Source organism: Paenibacillus lutimineralis (assembly GCF_003991425.1).
Lineage (GTDB): Bacteria > Bacillota > Bacilli > Paenibacillales > Paenibacillaceae > Fontibacillus > Fontibacillus lutimineralis.
Map to the genome: position 1 here is coordinate 6,122,796 of NZ_CP034346.1, position 20,923 is coordinate 6,143,718.

The following is a 20,923-nucleotide window of genomic DNA, read 5'->3' on the forward strand; positions in this document are numbered from 1 at the left end:
TCTGTTACGTACAACAGGACTCCCCTTCTGCTATTCTGCTTCTCTTAACCTCGCTACTACAGTGTCTTTTGCCAGCACCTTATATGCGATTACTGTAATGACAATAGAGATAACAGCCAGGATCGGGATAGAAGCTGCGATCGGCAATACATCCATATGAAATACAGTGAAGGCAATATTCTCAGTAATGGTCTTGATTAAGCCATACGTTAACAGCACTCCAATGGTCCCCAGAATGACAGCCGTGAACAAGACTACATACAGCCCTTCATAGATAAGCATCTTCCTTAGCTGCTTCTTCGACATCCCGATACTCTCCAATATCGCAAATTCATGTCGCCGAGCAATCATCCCGGTAATCATCGTGTTCATAAAATTCATTAGCCCGATCAGTCCTATGATAAAGCTAAGTCCGTAACCCACAGTCTGAAAAATCGTAATGAATCCGTTCATCTCAGCCTTATAGTCATCCCGAGATTTCATCAGCAGTCCGGGAACTGAATCAGTGTAGGCACGGATAGCCGACTTCGCTTGATCTGACTTATTAGGTTCGAGATGTAGTGTAGCTGACAGAATAATACTGTCCGGCTCCGCTAACTTAGACTCCCGTGTCGGGAGAAAGGCTCTAAAACCGGCAATACTATAATACTTAACCCCGGCCGCATAAAGGCCATCTGATTTTAATACAGCCATTACTTCGTAATCTCTGCCGTCCACTCCCAATTCGACCTTATCTCCTGGCTGATAGTAACTCTTATATCCTTCATCCAGCAGCGCTTCTGTAACCAGTACATACTTGCCTGTATTGAACTTCTCCCGATCGAACTGACCAGCAACAATCTCGCTTGGGTTAAGCACATCGTACCAACCCTCATCCAACCCATAGATCTGTAAAGGCATCCGTCCTGACGTCAAGATCGGTGAATACATCGGCATTTCGGGTTTCTCCGTCTCAGCCAGAGGCTCCAGCAGAACTCTAATTCTATCGCTGATCGGCAGAGTGTCCTCCTTGAAATACACTTTGTCCAGACGCTCTACCCCGTTGAGCTCCTCCAAAGCCTGGCTGACCTCCTCAGTTAGGGCATAGGATTCGTTATCCGTCACCCACATATTGGCTTCTGTGGCCTCATCCTTCACGACATAATCGCCGGAAATAAAAGCATTCAAATATTTATTCACATTTAAGGAAGAAATCAGCGTGTAGATCATACTGAACAAAATAAGGCCCAAGGATAAAGAGGCTAGCATCAGAAACAGCTTCTTCTTGCTGCGTAGCAGATTGCCCAGAGCCATTTTATATATTTTAGCGCCATGTCGTGTTCGCTTGAAGCCCCTCATGCTTCCTTCACTAACACCTGCGTATTTGACGGCCTCAACAGGGGAAACCCGCGCCGCCATCCTGCCGGGCTTACTGGCCGAGATCCGCAATGTAATATAAGAGAATATCGCCGCACCAATGAAGATCCATGGACTTATTGAATAGGAAATTTCTCTAGGCTCATCCGAGAACGAGGACAACATCGGAATCAAAAGATAACCAAGCCCATACCCAAGAGCAAGACCAATCGGCAATGCGACGATGAACAATAAATTGGCTCCAGTCACTATCATCCGCTTGAGCTGCCGCGGCGTCGTTCCAATCGTCTTCAGCAGCCCGTAGAATTTAATATCCCTCACTACGGAAATATAGAAAATATTATAGATCAGCAAATATCCACTTAGCATGATGACTAAAATCAATGCCGCATACGGTAATAGGTTCATCGGATCATTGAACAGAGAAACGCTGGAATATGCCCAGTTCACACCTGTAGGAACGTCGAGACCCGTATCCGCCAGTACCTTGTCCACCTTCTCCTGAATATCCCAGGAATTGTTGAACATGACGTTCAAGCTGGTCGTGTTCACATAGGTCCCGCTGAGCTTGGTCTGCTTGGGATCCATTTGGGCTACATATTTATCCACAAAATTTTGCGATACGTATGCTAATCCAGCCATCGCGACATGTTGATCCGCCTTATAATAACCGGATAATTTAAAATCCTTACTTAGCTTCTGGCCGTTAATATCGATTTCTAATGGAACATCAGCACCAAGCTGGAGCGAAACACCAAGCTTCTCAAGCGCCCATGTATTCATGACGATTCCGTCCTCTTCAACAGGCAACCCGCCCTCGATGAACTGAACGAAGCTGTGTTTGGCCATAAGATCATCAATTAAATTAACTTCAATGGGAGAGGTCTTAAATACTTCATTGGCCACCCAACCCACGACGAGAGAAGTCCCGTATTCCTTGATCGATGGATGCTGCTTCAGTGTATCAACCTGTTCCTTAGTCAAATATTTGAAGCTTCCGTGGTAATCCCCTCCAGCCGTCTTCATCTGTGTTCGTTCCATCGACTTATTCAAGCTTAGAGTAATTGTGAAGATCGAGGTAATCATCAGCGTGGTCAACACGATGGCTCCGATAATGATCCAGTTCCGTAATGGGCTGGCACGCAAGCTCTTCTTGGCCAACCGAAATATCGTACGCCGATTATTCGTTCCGATCATGATCTCACCTCGGAGCCGGTAGTATCCGCCCCCGCTATTCTTCCGTCCTCGATCCGTATGATCCGGTCTGCGGTCTGCGCAATCTCTTCGTTATGCGTGATCATCACGATGGTCTGATTAAACCTCTCGCTTAATTGCTTCAAGAGAATCAGCACTTCCTGGCTAGTCTTACTATCCAGATTCCCCGTGGGCTCATCGGCTAGAACGATCGACGGCTTCGTCGCCAGCGCCCGGGCAATCGCTACCCGCTGCTGCTGTCCTCCGGACAAGCTGGACGGAAGACTATGTATTTTCTCCTTCAAGCCCAACGTACTGATGATCAAGTCCAGATATTCCTGGTCCACCGACGCCCCATCCAGTTCGATAGGTAGTACAATATTCTCATATACATTCAGGATCGGAATCAAATTATAGCTTTGAAATACAAAGCCAACTGATCTGCGCCTAAATATCGTTAGATTCTCGTCGTTCATAGCGAATATATCGTTGCCATCCACGATGACCTTGCCCTCGGTCGCGCGATCAAGACCGCCAAGCATGTGCAGGAGCGTGCTCTTACCGCTGCCGCTGGTTCCGACAATCGCTACGAACTCCCCCTTCTCCACGGAGAGTGACACGTCATCTAGCGCTTTTACACGAACCTGGTCTTTTCCGTAGTATTTCTTCAAATGCTCTATCTGCAAGATCGGCATCTCATCATCCCCTAAAAAAAAATAGTCTGTACATGATCATCCATCGTACAAACTAAATGTAACAAATGATTCTGTCATTCCCGTGACGCAAATATAACAGAAGTGACAGATTCGCCGCTATCGGTCAGCTGTCTGCAAGCAGGAATATAGAGAATGTCGCACCTTGCTCCAGCTTTGAAGATACCTTGATATATCCGCCCTGTGCGCTTATGATCTCCCGGGTTAGAAACAGCCCGATGCCCACGCCTTCAAATCCCGCGGTTCTCTGGCAGCGGTAGAAGCGTTTGAATATATGAGTCAGTTCGCACTCCGCGATCCCCATACCCGAATCGGCAATATCAACCCGTACGAATAACTCATAGGTTGCAACTGAGATCCTAATCCTACTACCAGGCTCGCTATATTTCACCGCATTGTCGAGAATATTGAACAGCGCCTCTCCCGTCCACTTCTGATCATGGTATGCATATATAGAAGAGGCGCAGTCTATCGTCACATCAATTCCCTTCTGTTCTGCCTGTTTATAAGCTTGCGACATCGCCTCCGTAATCGTCCCGATCACGGGCGAGTAGCTAGGATGTATTGTTATGATCCCCGTCTCTAATCTGGACATCTTGATCAAAGATTGAATCAGCCAGTCTAATTTATTGGCCTGAATACTGATCTGCTCCACCCACTGCTGCGTCTCCCCTTCGAATCCAGCTTGCTCCGCGAGTAACTGGCTATAGAGCGTGATGTTGGATAACGGGGTCTTCGTCTGATGTGAAATATCAGAGATGAGCTGTTTAATCGTATTCTTCTCCGCCTCCATCTTCTGCTCATGAGCAAAGGAGAGGTCAATATAGCGAATCAGCTTGTTCTCTAGCGATGATATACTAGTCTCACTGTAGCCTGTTACCCGCTCTTCTCCACGGATTGCCCCTTCAATAATCTCGTCCAATGTATCGACGATACCGGCAAGCTTGCTTCGCAATCCCCAAATTAACAGCACACAAAGAACGGCGAAGATACAGATGAATAAAATAGACAGCCAAATTACACGGCCCGTCAAACCTGTCATGTACATCATACATCCCGCATACCCCAATATAAGCAAACCAGCCGCTGCCGAAAAACTATAATAGAGTTTGTTAAAATGCCCGGCATTTTCACCTCTGTTCATCTTGAGCCCCCGCCTTCTGCAGCCCACACATAACCTAAACCGTAGACCGTCTTAATATACTCTGGGGCTGAGGGCTCATCCTCCAACTTTGCGCGAAGCCGTTTGATCGTAACCGTAAGTGCGTTCTCATCAACGAACTCTGCTTCGCCCGACCATACCTGATCCATAAGCTGTTCACGGGTGAGAATCTGGCCGGGATGATGGACCAGCGTTCGGAGCAGCTTACACTCCGTCCTGCTTAGTGCAAGAGCCTGCCCCCGTCTATGAAACTCTAATCTCTCAAAATCAAGCTCCAAGTCACCATAGATCAGCTTCTCACGCTCCTGGGGTTCCAGCCTTCTTAATACAGCCATGACCCGAGCGCGCAGAACCATCAAGCTGAACGGCTTCGTAATATAATCGTCCGCACCAAGCTCTAGCCCAGTTACGATGTCGATCTCCAAATCATTCGCTGTCAGAAAAATAATCGGTATGCGAGACTCCCGACGTATCTGCTCACATAGATCCAGCCCGCTGCCATCCGGAAGATTGATGTCTAGCAATACGAGATCTACCTTCTCTGCCTTCAGCAGCATCTCCGCACCAGCAACATCATAGACTTGCCTAATAGTCACGCCATCCTGGGCTAGCGTCAGTGCAATCCCTTTATTCAAACTCCTGTCATCTTCAACCACAAGTATCGTTGTCATATCAGGGCTCCCGTACAATGAATTTGTTAATTCTATTCTACAATACCCTTGCTCTGAACAGGCAGTACTTGTATGAAAATGGAGCTTTCCTGCTACTCCTTACGCTTTTGCTCCTTGCTGGATACTAACTCTCCAATTGTAGTTGCAGCTTGCCTGAATGACTTGATGCTCCATAATATAATCGCTCACCAGATCAGCCATATCGGTCATAATCTCCTTGACAACCGGTTTCCCCTGGTACATTTCGTAATCTCCGCCCCCGCCGGCGCGATAGCTGTTCATAACGACATCAATCTCCGCCTCATCAGCCAGCTCTGTGCCGTTGTAGTTCAGCTTAACTACCCGCTCTCCTGCCGGACGAGAAATATCCAGCTCGTATTCAATGCCCTCCCACATATCATAGTTATAATGTTGGGCCTTCGGCTCCAAGAAGGACGGGTTAATCATTAGTTCTCCGTCAGAGCCCAGCTGCCAATAGGTAGCAGTCTGCTCCAGCGCCGCGCGAATATCTTCACCGGTTAGCTTCAAGACGGTAAGTGTGTTGGGATATATAAAATTAGCCAACACGTCCCGACGCGTAATTACACCCTGGAAACCAAGCGATTGCTCGTTGAGCAGCGCGGTATTGGATGCCTCAGCACCACTGACCTCCATCTGAACCCGGTTGACGAACTCGATAAAAGGATGATCCTCCAGGCGGCAATCGAGTGAGCTTAATACGCTCATATCGCCATCTACTGTTCCGATCGGCTCATCCAGCCAGGCTTGTGTCTCATGCTCGAGCTCCTGACATAAATCGAGTACTCCCTGATCCGCTTCTACCGACTCATCCGGGACAATCAGGTCAGCACGCCGTTCTGTAATCTCCCAGTCTCCGCTCTCCCCTCTGCGGAAGCTAACATTAATTCTGCCCAGTGCCTGGCCTAAACAACTAGGCTGCACGATCGTTACCCCATTCACCTCCCCAGCAAGACTACGATGCTGATGGCCTGTGATAAGGATATCGATCCCCTCCACCTCCGCGCACATCGCATAGGCCTGATTTTCTCCAGTCAGGCGCTCCACCGGCTCGCCGGTCCACAGGTCGCGTTCAAATCCGCCGTGATAAGCCACAATCAGCAGATCTGGCCGCTCCTCTCTACGAATCATCGGTACCCAGAAACGAACCGTCTCCAGCGCATCGGTGAACTCCAGCCCCGTGATATGCTGAGGGTTCTCCCAATGCGGGATATAATGCGTTGTCACTCCCAACACGGCGAGCTTTAATCCGTTCTCCAGAACCTTCGTTATATACGGTTGCCCGAACGCAGGCTTGCCTGCTCCTTTCACCGTTATCCCTGCAGAAAGCCATGGAAATTGCGAATCCTCAACCACCTGGCTCAAAGTGCTTAGTCCATAATTAAATTCATGATTTCCCGGAACTGCTGCATCATAACCCAGCCGATTAAGCACCTCAATCGTCGGGTGGATCCCTTGCTTGTTCTTCACAAAATACGTCGACAGAGGTGTCCCTTGAATAAGATCCCCATTATCAAGTAACAACAGCTCTGGTTCAACCTGCCTCTCTCTTCCGATCAATGTCGCCAGTTTAGCTAATCCCAATTGGCATTCGCTAGTTGAACGGTAATCTGTCGGATAAATATGTCCATGAATATCGCTGGATACTAGAATCTCACATGTTGCTTCTTGTTCCATCCTCTAACACTCCCTTTTAGTGTTTTTCTTGATTCTATCAAGCGAAATGCAGATTTATATTAAATTCGGTTAAATGCATGTTCAAAAAGTCCGATTTTCAGCACCGAAGCTTATGCTTCCGATGTGCGTTTTTTCAAAACGCTTCAGTTGGATGAAGCTAGGGACTGAGGAGCGGAGCTACACGTTTTCGTAGAAAACGACTTCGAAAGCATATGCTTGTAGTGGGTACGTGAGCACCGGAAGGCCCGGCTGAATTCAAGATTCGATGCCGATTTGGCCTCTTGAATTACTTCGTGATCAAAAGTGGACTTTATGAACTTCCTCTAATTTACAAATTTTTATCATTCCACTGACGATCCGTTAATAAATGAGCATTATATTTAAGCCAGCACCAAAAAAATAGATTCTATGGAGGTCATCTCGCTTGAAAAAATTAGCTATGCTTGCTCTTCCTTTATTCTTATCCATTGCCGTCCTTGGGGGATGCGGACAGAACTCCGCCTCCGTTAACAATACTGATGGCAAAGCTGCAGCAAACTCCGGTCAGACCAAACAGACCAATCAGACCGAAGAGAAGAAAGATACAGGTTATGTTCCAACTACACTGACTGTTCAATTCGTACCTTCGCAAAATGCTGACACATTGGAAGCAAAGGCTAAGCCGCTTGAGAAGCTGCTCTCCGACAAGATCGGCATTCCTGTCAAAGTCAGCGTATCCACTGACTACAATACAATCATCGAAGCTATGGCTTCTAAGAAAGTTGATGTAGGCTTCCTGCCTCCAACCGCTTATGTATTGGCCAAAGAGAAAGGCGCAGCAGAGGTTATTCTGCAAGCTCAACGTTTCGGTGTGCAAGATGATACAGGTGCTCCAACGACGGATCTGGTTGATTTCTACAAATCGATGCTCATCGTGAAGAAAGATTCCAGCATTCAATCTGTTGCCGATCTGAAGGGCAAGAAGATTGCTTATCAAAATGTAACTTCCTCCGCTGGATTCGTATGGCCTGCCGCTAAATTGATGGACGCAGGACTTGACCCACTGAAGGACGTAGAAGCCATTACCGTTAAAGGTCATGACCAAGGCGTACTTGCTGTACTGAACGGCGATGTGGATGCAGCCGCAATCTTCCAAGATGCGCGTAACACAGTGAAAAAAGACTATCCTTCCGTATTTGAAGATACACGTGTCCTTGCTTTTACAGAGCCTATCCCTAACGATACGATCAGTGTTCGCTCGGATATGAGTCAAGAATGGATTGAGAAGCTGCAAAATGCCTTTATTGAACTTGGCAAAGATGAAGAAGGTCATAAAATTATTTCCGAAATTTACACCCATGAAGGGTATGTAAAATCCGATGACAGTCGTTTCGATATCGTCCGCGAATATGGGGAAAAGGTAAAAACAGAATAGTCCCTGGTCTCTAGCATTCATATAATCACCCTCTCGCAACACCGCCAGCCGGAGTGCTTCCGCACTGCAGCTGGCCTCTTCTATTTCACGATTATTTATTGAAAAAGGGGAATCGCCAAGTGATTGAATTACGCAATGTAACCAAGACATACCCCAATGGCACCAAGGGTCTAAATCAGATCAACCTGACGGTTGAAAAAGGGGAATTCATCGCCATTGTTGGCTTATCCGGCGCGGGTAAATCCACACTGCTGCGCTCTATTAACCGACTTCATGATATTACAGATGGCGAGATTCTCATTGATGGGAAATCGATCACCACAGCAAAAGGCAAAGAACTGCGGATGATTCGCCGCGATATTGGTATGATATTCCAGGGTTTCAACCTGGTGAAGCGTACGACTGTGCTGCGCAATGTATTAGCCGGACGGGTAGGGCACCATTCGGTTCCACGCACCTTGCTGGGCCTATTCCCAAAGGAAGATATTGATCTTGCCTTTGAAGCGCTCGACCGCGTCAACATCGTTCAGAAAGCTTATGCACGCGCCGATGAATTATCTGGCGGACAGCAGCAGCGTGTCGCAATTGCCCGCGTTCTTGCCCAGAAGGCCAAAATCATTCTCGCCGATGAACCGGTCGCTTCACTGGACCCCCTTACGACGAGGCAAGTCATGGACGATCTGAAGCGGATCAATATGGAGCTCGACATCACAACGATCGTCAATCTACATTCCATTGATCTGGCTAGGCAGTATGCGACTCGCATTATCGGGCTGCAAGCAGGCGAAGTCGTCTTTGACGGTCCAGTATCAGAAGCGACAGATGAGCGCTTCGCCGAGATTTACGGACGTCCGTTCCATGAGGAGAATCATTTATTGGAGGAAGCCGTCGTATGAAGGCGCAAGTAGAATCTTCACAGCAGACGCTCCGGCCCAAGGCGCCGGGTAAGATTAAACATTACTTCACAGTAGCGATTGTTATTCTATTATTATGGGGCAGCGCGGTCCAGACTGAGGCCACCTTCGGAGAGCTGATTCAGGGTCTCCCGAATATGCTCGATCTTTTGAAAGAAATGCTTCCACCCAAATGGGGCTATCTAAGTAAAATATGGTCCGCTATGCTGGAGACGATCCGCATGGCGCTTCTTGGCACTACGTTCGGCGCGATCATGGCTGTGCCTATTGCGCTGCTGAGCGCCTCCAATATCGCTAGGCATAAATGGATCTACTATCCCGTTCGCTTCATCCTGAACTTGATTCGTACCATTCCCGATCTGCTGCTCGCAGCTCTCTTTGTAGCCATATTCGGACTAGGCGCTCTGCCAGGTATACTCGCACTCGCGTTCTTCTCGCTAGGAGTTATCGCCAAGCTGACTTACGAAGCCCTGGAGACGATCGATCCCGGGCCGCTAGAAGCAATGACGGCCGCAGGAGCACATCCGCTGCAAATCATCAAATTTGGTGTCGTTCCGCAGATCAAACCTCACTTCATCTCGTTCCTGCTCTACACCTTCGAGATTAATGTCCGTGCTGCGGCCGTGCTCGGCTTGGTCGGCGCCGGGGGTATCGGCCATTATTATGAAGTTACTTTAGGATTCCTGGAGTACGACAAGACCTGCATGATCATTATTGTCACTCTGGCCGTTGTACTGGCCATCGATTATATCAGCTCTAAGCTGCGGGAGAAATTGTTATGACAAAATCATGGAATGATATCATACCTAAGCCTAAGAAGAACCGTTATCGCCTACTCATCTATATCGCACTCATTCTTGTCTATATATGGGCTTTTGCCGGCATACCCTATTCCGGTATTAAAGAAACAGCCGGACAAGTGAGTAAGTCGATCCTGGCCGGACTGTTCTCTCCGGATTGGGGTTACGTATACCTGCCGGATGGAGAGGATTTACTGAGGGGACTATTGGATACGCTAGCTATCTCTGTTCTTGGTACCTTCATATCGACGATCATCTGTATTCCGTTCGCCTTCTGGTCGGCGGTTAATATGAGCCGTGGCAAGGTAATATCCGGCTCCGGTAAGATATTCCTTAGCCTGATCCGTACTTTCCCGGAAGTGGTTATGGCGATCCTATTCATCAAAGCGGTAGGCCCCGGATCATTCGCCGGAGTTCTGGCGTTAGGCCTGCATTCCGTAGGGATGCTCGGTAAATTGTTCGCCGATGAAGTTGAGAATATCGACAACGGCCCGCTGGAGGCGCTTATGGCAGTGGGAGCAAGCCGTTTGCAAATTCTATGGTTTGCAGTCATCCCGCAGGTTCTGCCTGGCTTCTTGTCATATACACTCTACCGCTTCGAGCTTAATCTCCGTTCCGCGACGATTCTTGGCATTATAGGCGCTGGCGGTATCGGCACGCCTCTGATCTTCGCCCTGAGCACGCGGAACTGGGATCGCGTAGGCATTATCCTGCTCGGTATCATTATCATGATCACAACCATAGACCTGATCTCTGGAACACTCCGCAAGAAGCTGGTCTAATAGAGGTTGTTCAAAAAATCCGCTTTTGATCACGAAGTAAATCATGAAGCTATTCGACATCGAATCTTGAATTCAGCCGGGCCCTCCGGTGCTCGCGTACCAACTACGTACGTTGCGCTCCTCGCGCCCTAGCTTCATCCCACCTTCTCGGTGCTGAAAACCAGCCTTTTTGAACACGCACTAATGATTTTGTTAAGAATCAATGGAAGATAATATCGTTATCAGCCTTACTCTTTAATACAAGGGTAAGGCTATTAGCTATTTATAATATTTGTAAAAAATCCATAGAAAAAGTGACGCCAATCACTCTTTACTATTTGATTACTAGGTAACATAATTTAAAACATGTGATTTCATTCACAAGGATATTGGAGGAGTAAGGATGAGAAGTCATTTGGTGATGATCGGCAATGGTATGGCAGGTGCACGCTGCATTGAGGAAATCATAAAGAGAAATCCTGATTTGTATGACATCACAATGATTGGGGATGAACCTTACCCGAACTACAATAGGATCATGCTCTCCAACGTGCTGCAAGGCAAGACAACCTTTAATGAAATAAACATTAATGACTGGGATTGGTACGAAGCAAATCAAATTCGTCTGGTCTCTAACGAGCATGTTACGCAAATTCGCCTTGAAGAACAACAAGTTATTACGGATAAAGGAACGATTGTTTCGTACGATAAGCTCATTATCGCCACCGGTTCAAGCGCCTTTATTCTGCCTGTTCCAGGGCATGACTTGGAAGGCGTTGTCGGCTTCCGAACGATAGATGATACGCAGGCGATGATGGATGCTGCGGGACAGTATAAAAAAGCCGTCGTCATTGGCGGAGGCCTGCTTGGATTAGAAGCTGCTCGTGGATTGCTGGATCGAGGCATGGAGGTTCATGTGGTTCATCTATTGGCTGATCTGATGGAAGTGCAGCTTGATCATGCGGCGGCAGCCTTATTGAAGCGCGATCTTGAGAAGCAAGGCATGAAGTTCCTGATGGAGAAAAAGACGACAGAGATTTATGGTGATGAGCGTGTACAAGGCATACGATTCGAGGACGGGACGAGTGTCGAATGCGACCTTGTCGTAATGGCTGTAGGGATACGTCCGAATGTGGCGATTGCAAGGGATACGGGTCTGGAAGTAAAACGTGCTATTTGCGTTAATGATGTTCTACAGACTTCAGATCCAGCTATTTATGCGGTAGGAGAATGCGCTGAGCATCGGGGGATTGCCTACGGTTTAGTTGCCCCTTTGTATGAGCAAGCTATTGTGCTGGCTGACTATTTGACCGGTAATCCTACAACAGGCTATCAGGGAAGTATCTTATCAACACAGCTTAAGGTTGCAGGCTGCGACCTGTTCTCTGGAGGCGAGATCCACCCATGTGAGAATACGAAGGCGATCGTCGTGCAAGACGAATGCTCAGGTACGTATAAAAAAGTGCTCGTTCGCGACAACAAGGTCGTCGGCGTAGTGCTCTACGGTGATGCTTCAGATGGAACCCGATTGTTCAGCATGCTGAAGAAGCAATCCGATATCTCGGAGTTTACAAATGCTTCAGTGCTTCATAAGGCAGGTGAAGAGAGCGGTCTGGATGTTGCCTCCATGAGTGCCGACGAGACGGTATGCGGTTGTAATGGGGTAACCAAAGGGACGATCGTAGGAGCGATCCTCGAGCATGGGCTAACGACCTTTAACGAAGTGAAGACGATCACCAAGGCAGGTGGATCTTGTGGCAAATGCCGCGGCATGGTTGAAGCGATCCTTGCCCATACGTTAGGGGATAAGTTTGACGCCTCTGCTGAAGTCAGCGGAATGTGTGGGTGCACTTCGTTGTCTAGAGATGAAGTCGTTGCTGCTATAAAAGAAAAGGGCCTGCAAACTCCTAAAGAGGTTCGCAATGTGCTTGGCTTCAAGAATGAAGAGGGCTGCTCCAAATGCCGTCCTGCATTGAACTATTACCTGCGTATGATTCGTCCTGACGAATATGAGGATGACAAGGCCTCGCGCTTCGTTAATGAACGGATGGAAGGCAATATTCAGAAGGACGGTACCTTTTCAATCATTCCTCGGATGTACGGCGGGACAACCTCGCCAGACGACCTGATTCGGATCGGAGAAGTCGCCAAGAAATACAATGTCCCTCTCGTCAAAATCACGGGGGCTAGCCGGGTTGGGCTCTATGGAGTGAAGAAAGAGGATGTGCCGAAAATATGGGCTGATCTCGAGATGCGTTCAGGCTATGCTTACTCCAAATCACTTCGCAATGTGAAGTCTTGTGTTGGCTCTAGGTTCTGCCGCTTCGGTACCCAGGATTCGCTCGGACTTGGCATTCGCCTGGAGCAAGAAATTGAAATGGTAGACACGCCTCACAAAATGAAAATTGGCGTATCCGGCTGTCCACGCAATTGCGCAGAGGCGCTGACGAAGGACTTTGGCATTGTCTGTGTCGAGAATGGCTACCAGCTTTATATCGGAGGCAATGGCGGAACGGAAGTGCGCCAATGCGACAGCCTTACGACGGTAACGACAGAGGATGAAGTGCTCCTAATGGCGAAGGCCTACGTGCAAATGTATCGCGAGACAGGGATTTATGGGGAGCGTACAGCACCATGGGTAGAGCGTATCGGTGTGGATACCGTTCGCAGGGCGCTTGCCGATCAAGAACAGGTCGCCTCGCTTGCGGCAAGATTCGAACATGCACGGGATACGTATGCTGAGGCCTGGGGCGAAGCTTTGATAGACGATCAGCGTAAGCAACTCTATACAGTTGAGAAGCGATAAGGGAGGAGATCACAGTGAGCATGACGACAGATAAGGTGAAAGTAATGAAGCTTGAGGATTTACCCGTACAGATCGGTAAGGAGGTGCAGTTGAACGGTCAGTCTATCGCGGTCTTTCGTTTGTCAAATGGAGATGTTCGTGCCGTAAGCAATCGCTGTCCCCATAAGAACGGGCCACTCGCTGAAGGAATTGTCTCAGGGGAATTTGTCTTCTGTCCGCTTCACGATTGGAAAATTTCCCTTGTGACTGGAGAAGTACAAAAACCAGATGACGGCTGTATACAAACCTACGAGACTGAGATCATCGATGGATTTGTTTATATAGGAGGGGTATAAGTCAGGTGAATGATATCATTCAGCAGATCAACCAGGCCGGGCTTGGCAAAGTCAACCTGCTTAAACAGAGTAAAGGTAAATATTTGGTCTCTTCCATGCTTGCTGGATTGTTCGTTGGTCTTGGCATTATCCTTATTTTTACGATAGGCGGTCTTTTAACCCCTGCTCAAGTTCCAAGTACGAAGATCATTATGGGCGTCTCTTTTGGAATCGCCTTAAGCCTTGTCATCATGGCCGGAAGTGAACTATTTACAGGGAACAACTTTGTGATGACGGTAAGTACACTTGAAAGAAAGACATCATGGCTCGAGACTTTGAAAATATGGCTTTATAGCTACGTTGGCAATTTTGTAGGCTCATTTCTGGTTGCCGCCATCTTTGTCCTGACAGGACTTGCGACTGGCGGGGTTGCTGAATTTATTAATTCGGTGGCAAGCGTGAAGATGAATGCGCCTTTTATGGAACTGTTCATGCGAGGAATTCTATGTAATATTCTTGTATGTCTAGCGGTATGGTGCTCCATAAAAATGAAGGAAGAAACCGCAAAGCTGATTATGATCTTCTGGTGCTTGTTCGCGTTTATCACCTCTGGCTTTGAGCATAGTGTTGCGAATATGACGCTCCTATCCATCTCGCTGCTGGTTCCCCATCCGGAAACTGTAACACTGGCAGGTCTTGCCGCAAATTTGATTCCGGTATCACTGGGCAACATGGTAGGAGGGATCCTGTTTGTAGGGGTACCCTATTGGTATATTGGCAAGGCTAAGCGGGTTTAATGTAAATTTACGATTCAGAAGCTGTGACCATCAATGAAGCTTAGCCAAAGTCCCCCATATACAAAATGACCCGATTGAAAGCACTTGTCATAAGTGTCTCAACTCGGGTCATTATTTAATTCGTATACAGTTTACTCCGCTTCGGTCCGCGACCAACGGAAGCACCTTGCACTAGCGTTACATAAATCCGTTCATGCTCAACAGCCTCTCCAGAAATGATCTTGATGAGCTGTTCGGCAGCGAGCGCGCCCCATTTACGCTTGGAGTAATCAATCGTGGCTAATCGCGGCTGCATATACCGGCTGAGCTCGATATTATCAAAGCCAATTAAGTGTACATGCTCGCCAATGATGAAATCCGTATCCGCCAGGCGGTTGCACAGACCGATCGCCATCTCATCATTCAGGCAGAAGACAGCAACCGGCTCTGTATACTCCTGAATAATCCGTTCGGCAGCCCTCTCGCCTCCGCTCTTCTTGAAATCCCCGGGCAGCTCAATCCATTCCACATCATCGGCCCGACTCGCCACCAGATTAACTGCCTTCATCCGTTGAATCGAGTCGAACGAATCGTCTGGGCCGGTTACGACATAAATCTTCTTATGCCCCTGTTCAACAAGGTATTCCGTGGCCAGGGTCGCTCCCGCTTTATTATCAAGCAGCACCTGATTAATGTTCGGATGCTCCAGCTCCCGGTCCAATACGACGATCTTATGGTTGCGCTGTGCATGCTTGAGCAGTTCCTCACTAGAGAAGGTATGGTCAAGAATGACTGCACCGTCAATCATCCGTTCTGGAAGCATACGGTGAGATTGTTCCCCACTGCATACGATTAGGTCATAGCCCTGCGAGTTGCATACCTCCTTCATCCCATCAAGTAACTCCCCGTACACATCCCCCTTGAAATCGGTAAGGAACACGCCGAGTATCCTGGACTCCTTCTTCTTCAACGTTCTTGCCGCCGCATTGGGGATATAATTCAACTCGTTGGCGATATGAAGAATTCTGGACCGTGTCTCATCCGTCACTTTGCTGCTGCCATTAAGGGCATAGGATACTGTTGAGATCGAGACACCAGCCCTTTTGGCAATATCTTTAATGCTTGTCAATTTACCCTCGCTCCTTCATCTTCTCAACCAAAGACATAAGGCTGAACTAATGGTCGTATGAGTGAAGCCAAGTTCAACTCCTATAGTTATGGAAAAGGGCGATCTATACAGATCGCCATAAATTTACATAAAAATGTCGATGACATGATCCTCTTGGTTGATCACCTGTTCGAAGACGGATCTGGATAGCCGTATTCCGCCTTGACGATAAGGATTTGCCAGTCTCACTGTATCTATTTGATTCCCGTTCAGGGCCACTGCGTTCACCGGTCCGCCGGTTATATGATAGATGAAAGTAATCTTCATTCCAGCATATTGGAAATCGAAGTGCAATCCATCCAGTTCGGTTGGCAATACCGGATCAATTACGAGATCGCCCTGTTCCTGGCGAATTCCAAGCGCATTGGAGATCAGCTGATTCATATAGATCCCCGGGCCGCTGGAGTAGATTCTCCACCCACCCTTGACTTGAACCTCGCCGCTACGCAGCTGTTCAAAGCCCGTCTGAGCATCATATCTCGTATTGAACTTCCCGTCCGAGCTACTGAAGTAGGCATTGCTCTGACGAATCTCCGCATTTGGAACTACATCCTGGATGCCTACAGGATTAATAGCCTGCAAACCATGCCATACGTCCTCTGCATGTCCCAGCTTGGCCATTGCTTCTACGAAGCGGATATGAGCATGGACATATTGAAGTCCGACCTCGCGGCCAAAGTTGGCAGCTTGCTCCGCCCGTTTGAAATGTGTGCTGACTCCACCGGCATACTGAGCTGGACGATTCATCAAGCGCACACCATCCGGGAAGAACAGCTTCTCCTTAATGAGCTCATAATGCGATGCCGCACGTTGCGGATCAAGCAGTTCGGCAATCATGCTCCGAGTCATTGGAAGCAGACGATACTGAATACCTGTCTCCGTATCTGAAGGATGCAGCATCAGCTTCGCCGACTCGGGATTTTCCAAGTAGAGGAAACCCGGGATCACATCCGTCTGCAGCATATAATGATAGTAATCTTGTCTGATCCGGTCGGTCATCTCCGCAAGCTCAGCAGCCAAATCTGGCTGAACGGACGCCAATGCCTTGGACAATTGATTCAGAGACTGGTAAGTCAGAGCAACGGTCCAGCTGCTGACCATATACTTCTTCAACTGTGCATTTGCTGGCTGCAGCGTATCATCCCAATCCCCGTCCCCATATGAGGATAGATGCGTATCATGCAGGAAGTGGCTGCGGATATAATCAATCTCTCGATTCATATGATCGAGGATAGTATAGGCTTGATCCGTAAAGCTGAAGCTTCCCTTCACTGTGTATGGTACTGTTTCCTCCAGAATGCCATAGTCCTGTGTAGCCGCTAAGTAATCGCTAAGCACCTTCAACGGCCAGACGATGATATCGCCGTGGCTCTCTTCCTGCTGTATCTGAGCATAGCGGTCAAACATGAACCACTGCGGCCAATTCCCGTCATCTTCAAATTGATGGCTGTATACCGTCAGCAGAATATCGCGCACCTGTTCGAACTTCTGAGTGGCCATGAAATATTCTGTCGGACCTTGGCATACATCGCGTGTTCCCCAGGCTGCGCCTCCGTATTGCTCCAGTCCATGAGGTACTGAATAGTGCACCAACATATTGTGCGTATACCACCAAGTCAGTGCATTGAACTTGAACAAATCATCTCGATCCTGCCCATCCGCATCTCTAAGACGGAACCCGTTCATGACATTATTCAGGAAGCTGCGGTAAGCTTCGATCTCTGTCATGGCATTCGATATCGCGTCCATAGCGATCTCTTCACCCTCAAGCAGCCCTTGCATGGTAAGGCTCCACTCACTTGTAGATGCCAGCTTCATATTCACCAGCGATGCAGAGCCAGAAGGAATCCCGTCTATCAGCATAGCCTCATCGCCAATTTCGACATCAGTTCCATGCACCTGCATCCGGTATTTCAGGTTCGGATAAGCCTGGGCGCGGATCTCATCCTGGCCGCCATAGAACGTCAGGACACCCTGTTCCTCCATCATACGGACTGAAGACCCGTATTCATTAACATCCATCGTAATTTGGTTGGTTATCAGGAATTTGTACTTCTTGCCGTTGTTCGACTTCACATGCAGGCGAACGACTGGCAATTCCGCTGCTGTGTAATTCGTGATCACTAGAACATCATCGGACAGCTTATAATGCCAACGTACATAATTGAAGCCGATCTCGAACATGGATGGCATCGTCAGTAACTGATACTTGCCCCCGAGCTCTACATAGATCCGCTGTCCGGCTGTCTTCGGCACATTAAGCGCACTTCGGGCGTTGCTCATCATTTTATTAAGGTTCGTATTACCGACAACAAGATGAGAATTGAAAATACCGTACAAGTATGAGGTCGTCGTAACAACCTTAGCTCCTAGTTCTACATTGCTGCCGCTCATCAGGATATGTCCATGCGGGCGTTCGACGAGCAGTTCTTTCTCTTTCAGAATCACATGCTCATAAGCTTCGGTGAAGAAAGCGAGCAGCTTTCCATCTTTGCGCTCTTCCTGATGTCTCAATGATTGTGGGAACAAGGCATCTACTTCTTCTTGCGTCATAGCAAGAGCCTGGACTGGTTGACCGAATTCAGGCTTGAAACGCATAGGCTGTAGACGTCTCAGTTCGCTACTTCCCGCTTCCGAGTTATATGCCTGCCACGCCTTAACAATCTCTTCTTTATATTCCAACTCCGTCACAGCGGCCGCATGATCTGCCTTGAAGAGACCATAGAACACAAAGCGTGCTTCGCCATCCAGCGAGACCAACTCTGACTGAAGCGCTGTATATGCAAATTCATATTGATAAATCTCATTAGCCAATTTAGGTTCGCTCAAGCAGGATGGTTCATTGGTCTCTTTATAAGAGAGCCCGAAGAATTGAAATCCATCCGTAGAGAACCCCGCCGCACGGGTTAGCGAGCCCTGCTGTAAATATGGGAAGCCTCCGCTTTGCAGCATATTTTGCCTGGAGCAGACGACATAGCCATAGTCCTTATCTTCGAATACGGAATGATCTATATATTGCGATAAATATGCTTCATTACTACGTACAGCTCCGATATCAGCATTTCCGATATCCTGCCCATAAATCACATCTACAGTAACGCCCTTGCCTTGAACCGTTACATCCCAGAACCAGATGCCCTGAGGCGACAATGCGAAGATTACACGGTATTCTACCCCTGCGACAGCTCCTTCCCACACAATACGATCCCTGCCGACGCTTACTGTACTTCCCGATTGAATGCCCAGCAACGGGTAAAAGGAAATACCTGATTCGCTATGAACGCGCAAGTATATATTGTTCAGGGATCCTTCCACAGGGCTAGTCATAAGCTGATTAATCATGGTTGAACCACTAACAGCCTGATGCAAATCTCCGCTCTCCCAAAAAGTAAAGCTCAGATCTCCGGCCTGAATGCTATATTTCGAATCTGTAATGGTGGCTGCCATATCTCTCTATTCCTCCTATCCTTCATGAAAAGAAACCCGGCTGCATCCTATCCTGCATGCCGGGTTCCATTGACTCGGACTGCGGACATTCGCCTCAGCCTGAATCTGATTGAAGCGGTATCCTACTTATTCAAGTTGTTCAGCTCATCCAGAAGCGGTTGAACCAAGGACTGCTTGCCTTCAACCCACTTCTTCCAGTTGGCTTCCAGATCACCAGGTTGCAAAATCAAGTTAGCATACTCATTCTGATAATCAAACGACGCTTGGCTCTTCGCCTTGGAGTCATACAATTGTAAATCCCAATCGTAGGTAGCCAGCGTACCGCCTTCTACTCCCAGCTTCGCTTTGTCTTGATAAAACTTCACAGCTCTATCACGGTATTCCTTCTTGATTGCTGGATTGATAATGCTGAAGTCATCGCCAAGAACATATAAACCTTCAAACCGGGCTGGATATTTATCTTCCAGAGAAGTTCCTTCAGGAAGCAAGCTCACCAGTTCTTTGTTATCATCATATTTCCAGTCCGTGCCTTCAAAGCCCATATTCAATAGCAATTGGCCTTCCTTACTTGTCGAGTAATCAATCAGATCCATAATGCGCTCGAAGTTCTCTTTGCTAATATCCGGAGAGAAGATCAACGATGACCAGAAGTTAGGCATTTCCAGGTTGCGGTACTTACCGTCATCCCCAAGAACGATAGCTGTCTGAACAAGCTCGTCACTGTCTACCCCGAGATTTTTCTTCATTTGCGTATCCATGTCTTTTCTGTATGAAGCCAGACCGCCAAGGCTTGTAATAGCCCCTACACCCTTCACTCTGAAGTTATCGTTGCCTTCATTGTTCTTCCAAGTATAGAACTCTGGATTCAAGAGGCCTTCCTTGTAGGCTTGTTGCATCAATTTAAGACCCGTCAGCGTCTCAGGGTCAGCAGGACCCCAATGGTATTGGCCGTCTTCGCCTTTGTAGAATGGAGAATCGGTCATGGCATGCACGTTGTTTGGCATGATGATGTTTGTCATCGCGTCAGCTGCATTGTATGAGATCGGAACGAGCTTGGAGCCCAGCTTGCCAGGATCCTTCTCTTTTACTAATCTTGCATATTCCATTAATTCACTAGTTGTATAAGCATCCTTCAGCTCAAAGCCAACTGCCTCGGCCCAGTCCTTACGCAGTGCGATAACACCGATCTGGTTCGTAAGCGGATCCGCAGGTTTATTCTCGAAGTATATTGGTTTTGGCAGAATGTAAGTCCCACCAGTCAACTCTTCTAGCTTGTCTCCAAGTCCTGTCAGATTGTAAGCAGCCGCAACATTCGGCCAACGCTCTTTCCAATCATCCGGGAATTTATATAGAAGTCCTTGATCTACATAGTTCATGAAATCGCCGTGTACATAGTTCCAGCTTGCTATATCAGGAAGGTCGCCGGAGTTGATCCAGAGGCGCAGCTTCTCAGCCCAAGAATCCCATTGTACATAACTGTAATCCCACTCGATATTGAACTTGTCCGTCCAGAACTTGTGGAATTCATTGTCCATCTGGCCGTCCTTAATCTCAGTCAACTGTGCAGTGGAAATTTTCAGCTTATCTTTGTATCCACCGTTCTCATCCTTGGCATTGCCTCCAGCATTGGACGCATTATCCTGCTTCGTGGAGCATGCCGTCAGCATCATCGTTAGTGCAAGTACGACGGCCAGAAGAGGTTTTACTGACAACTTTTTGTTCGTTTTCATAC

At 47.9% G+C, this 20,923-nt stretch carries 15 protein-coding genes; 7 read left to right on the forward strand and 8 right to left on the reverse strand.

The genetic code is table 11. The features are described from left to right. Positions 1-30: 30 nt before the first annotated feature. The 5 genes from EI981_RS27275 to EI981_RS27295 all read right to left on the reverse strand — a co-directional run bounded on the left by EI981_RS27275 (position 31) and on the right by EI981_RS27295 (position 6,791). The gene (locus tag EI981_RS27275) at positions 31-2,553 is read right to left on the reverse strand and encodes an ABC transporter permease (RefSeq protein ID WP_127003633.1); all 2,523 of its coding nucleotides are present in this window, start codon (positions 2,551-2,553) and stop codon (positions 31-33) included. Next, positions 2,550-3,245 (reverse strand): ABC transporter ATP-binding protein, encoded by a 696-nt coding sequence (locus EI981_RS27280; protein ID WP_127003635.1) that lies wholly within the window; start codon positions 3,243-3,245, stop codon positions 2,550-2,552. The genes EI981_RS27275 and EI981_RS27280 overlap by 4 nt, the downstream gene beginning before the upstream one ends. 124 nt (positions 3,246-3,369) lie before the next feature. Further along, complete coding sequence (locus tag EI981_RS27285; protein WP_127003637.1) at positions 3,370-4,407, reverse strand: sensor histidine kinase; 1,038 nt, start codon at positions 4,405-4,407, stop codon at positions 3,370-3,372. Next, positions 4,404-5,096 (reverse strand): response regulator transcription factor, encoded by a 693-nt coding sequence (locus EI981_RS27290; RefSeq protein WP_127003639.1) that lies wholly within the window; start codon positions 5,094-5,096, stop codon positions 4,404-4,406. The genes EI981_RS27285 and EI981_RS27290 overlap by 4 nt, the downstream gene beginning before the upstream one ends. 99 nt (positions 5,097-5,195) lie before the next feature. Continuing rightward, positions 5,196-6,791, reverse strand: coding sequence for a bifunctional metallophosphatase/5'-nucleotidase (locus EI981_RS27295; RefSeq protein ID WP_127003641.1), 1,596 nt, complete (start codon positions 6,789-6,791; stop codon positions 5,196-5,198). A gap of 439 nt (positions 6,792-7,230) precedes the next feature. Between EI981_RS27295 and EI981_RS27300 the strand changes: the two genes are divergently transcribed. The 7 genes from EI981_RS27300 to EI981_RS27330 all read left to right on the forward strand — a co-directional run bounded on the left by EI981_RS27300 (position 7,231) and on the right by EI981_RS27330 (position 14,597). Next, a complete protein-coding gene (locus EI981_RS27300; protein ID WP_127005063.1) occupies positions 7,231-8,205 on the forward strand; it encodes a phosphate/phosphite/phosphonate ABC transporter substrate-binding protein in 975 nt (324 codons plus the stop codon). A 119-nt stretch (positions 8,206-8,324) separates the two neighbouring features. Then, positions 8,325-9,101: a phosphonate ABC transporter ATP-binding protein gene (gene phnC, locus EI981_RS27305; protein ID WP_127003643.1), complete on the forward strand. Its 777-nt coding sequence runs from the start codon at positions 8,325-8,327 to the stop codon at positions 9,099-9,101. Then, positions 9,098-9,901, forward strand: coding sequence for a phosphonate ABC transporter, permease protein PhnE (gene phnE, locus EI981_RS27310; RefSeq protein ID WP_127003645.1), 804 nt, complete (start codon positions 9,098-9,100; stop codon positions 9,899-9,901). The genes phnC and phnE (EI981_RS27310) overlap by 4 nt, the downstream gene beginning before the upstream one ends. After that, complete coding sequence (gene phnE, locus EI981_RS27315; RefSeq protein WP_127003647.1) at positions 9,898-10,701, forward strand: phosphonate ABC transporter, permease protein PhnE; 804 nt, start codon at positions 9,898-9,900, stop codon at positions 10,699-10,701. Before phnE (EI981_RS27310) ends, phnE (EI981_RS27315) begins: the two co-directional genes overlap by 4 nt. A 382-nt stretch (positions 10,702-11,083) precedes the next feature. After that, positions 11,084-13,486 carry a nitrite reductase large subunit NirB gene (gene nirB / locus EI981_RS27320; RefSeq protein ID WP_127003649.1) on the forward strand — a complete coding sequence of 801 codons (2,403 nt, stop codon included), beginning with the start codon at positions 11,084-11,086 and terminating at the stop codon, positions 13,484-13,486. Positions 13,487-13,500: 14 nt separating this feature from the next. Beyond that, the gene (gene nirD, locus EI981_RS27325; RefSeq protein WP_127003651.1) at positions 13,501-13,821 is read left to right on the forward strand and encodes a nitrite reductase small subunit NirD; all 321 of its coding nucleotides are present in this window, start codon (positions 13,501-13,503) and stop codon (positions 13,819-13,821) included. Between the two features lie 5 nt (positions 13,822-13,826). Further along, positions 13,827-14,597 (forward strand): formate/nitrite transporter family protein, encoded by a 771-nt coding sequence (locus EI981_RS27330; protein ID WP_127003653.1) that lies wholly within the window; start codon positions 13,827-13,829, stop codon positions 14,595-14,597. Positions 14,598-14,712: 115 nt separating this feature from the next. Here EI981_RS27330 and EI981_RS27335 read toward each other — a convergent pair whose 3' ends face one another. The 3 genes from EI981_RS27335 to EI981_RS27345 form a co-directional block, all read right to left on the reverse strand. Continuing rightward, positions 14,713-15,705, reverse strand: coding sequence for a LacI family DNA-binding transcriptional regulator (locus EI981_RS27335; RefSeq protein WP_127003655.1), 993 nt, complete (start codon positions 15,703-15,705; stop codon positions 14,713-14,715). A gap of 123 nt (positions 15,706-15,828) precedes the next feature. Next, positions 15,829-19,191 (reverse strand): GH36-type glycosyl hydrolase domain-containing protein, encoded by a 3,363-nt coding sequence (locus tag EI981_RS27340; protein WP_127003657.1) that lies wholly within the window; start codon positions 19,189-19,191, stop codon positions 15,829-15,831. A gap of 122 nt (positions 19,192-19,313) precedes the next feature. Continuing rightward, a complete protein-coding gene (locus EI981_RS27345; protein ID WP_127003659.1) occupies positions 19,314-20,921 on the reverse strand; it encodes a type 2 periplasmic-binding domain-containing protein in 1,608 nt (535 codons plus the stop codon). Between the last annotated feature and the right edge of the window lie 2 nt (positions 20,922-20,923).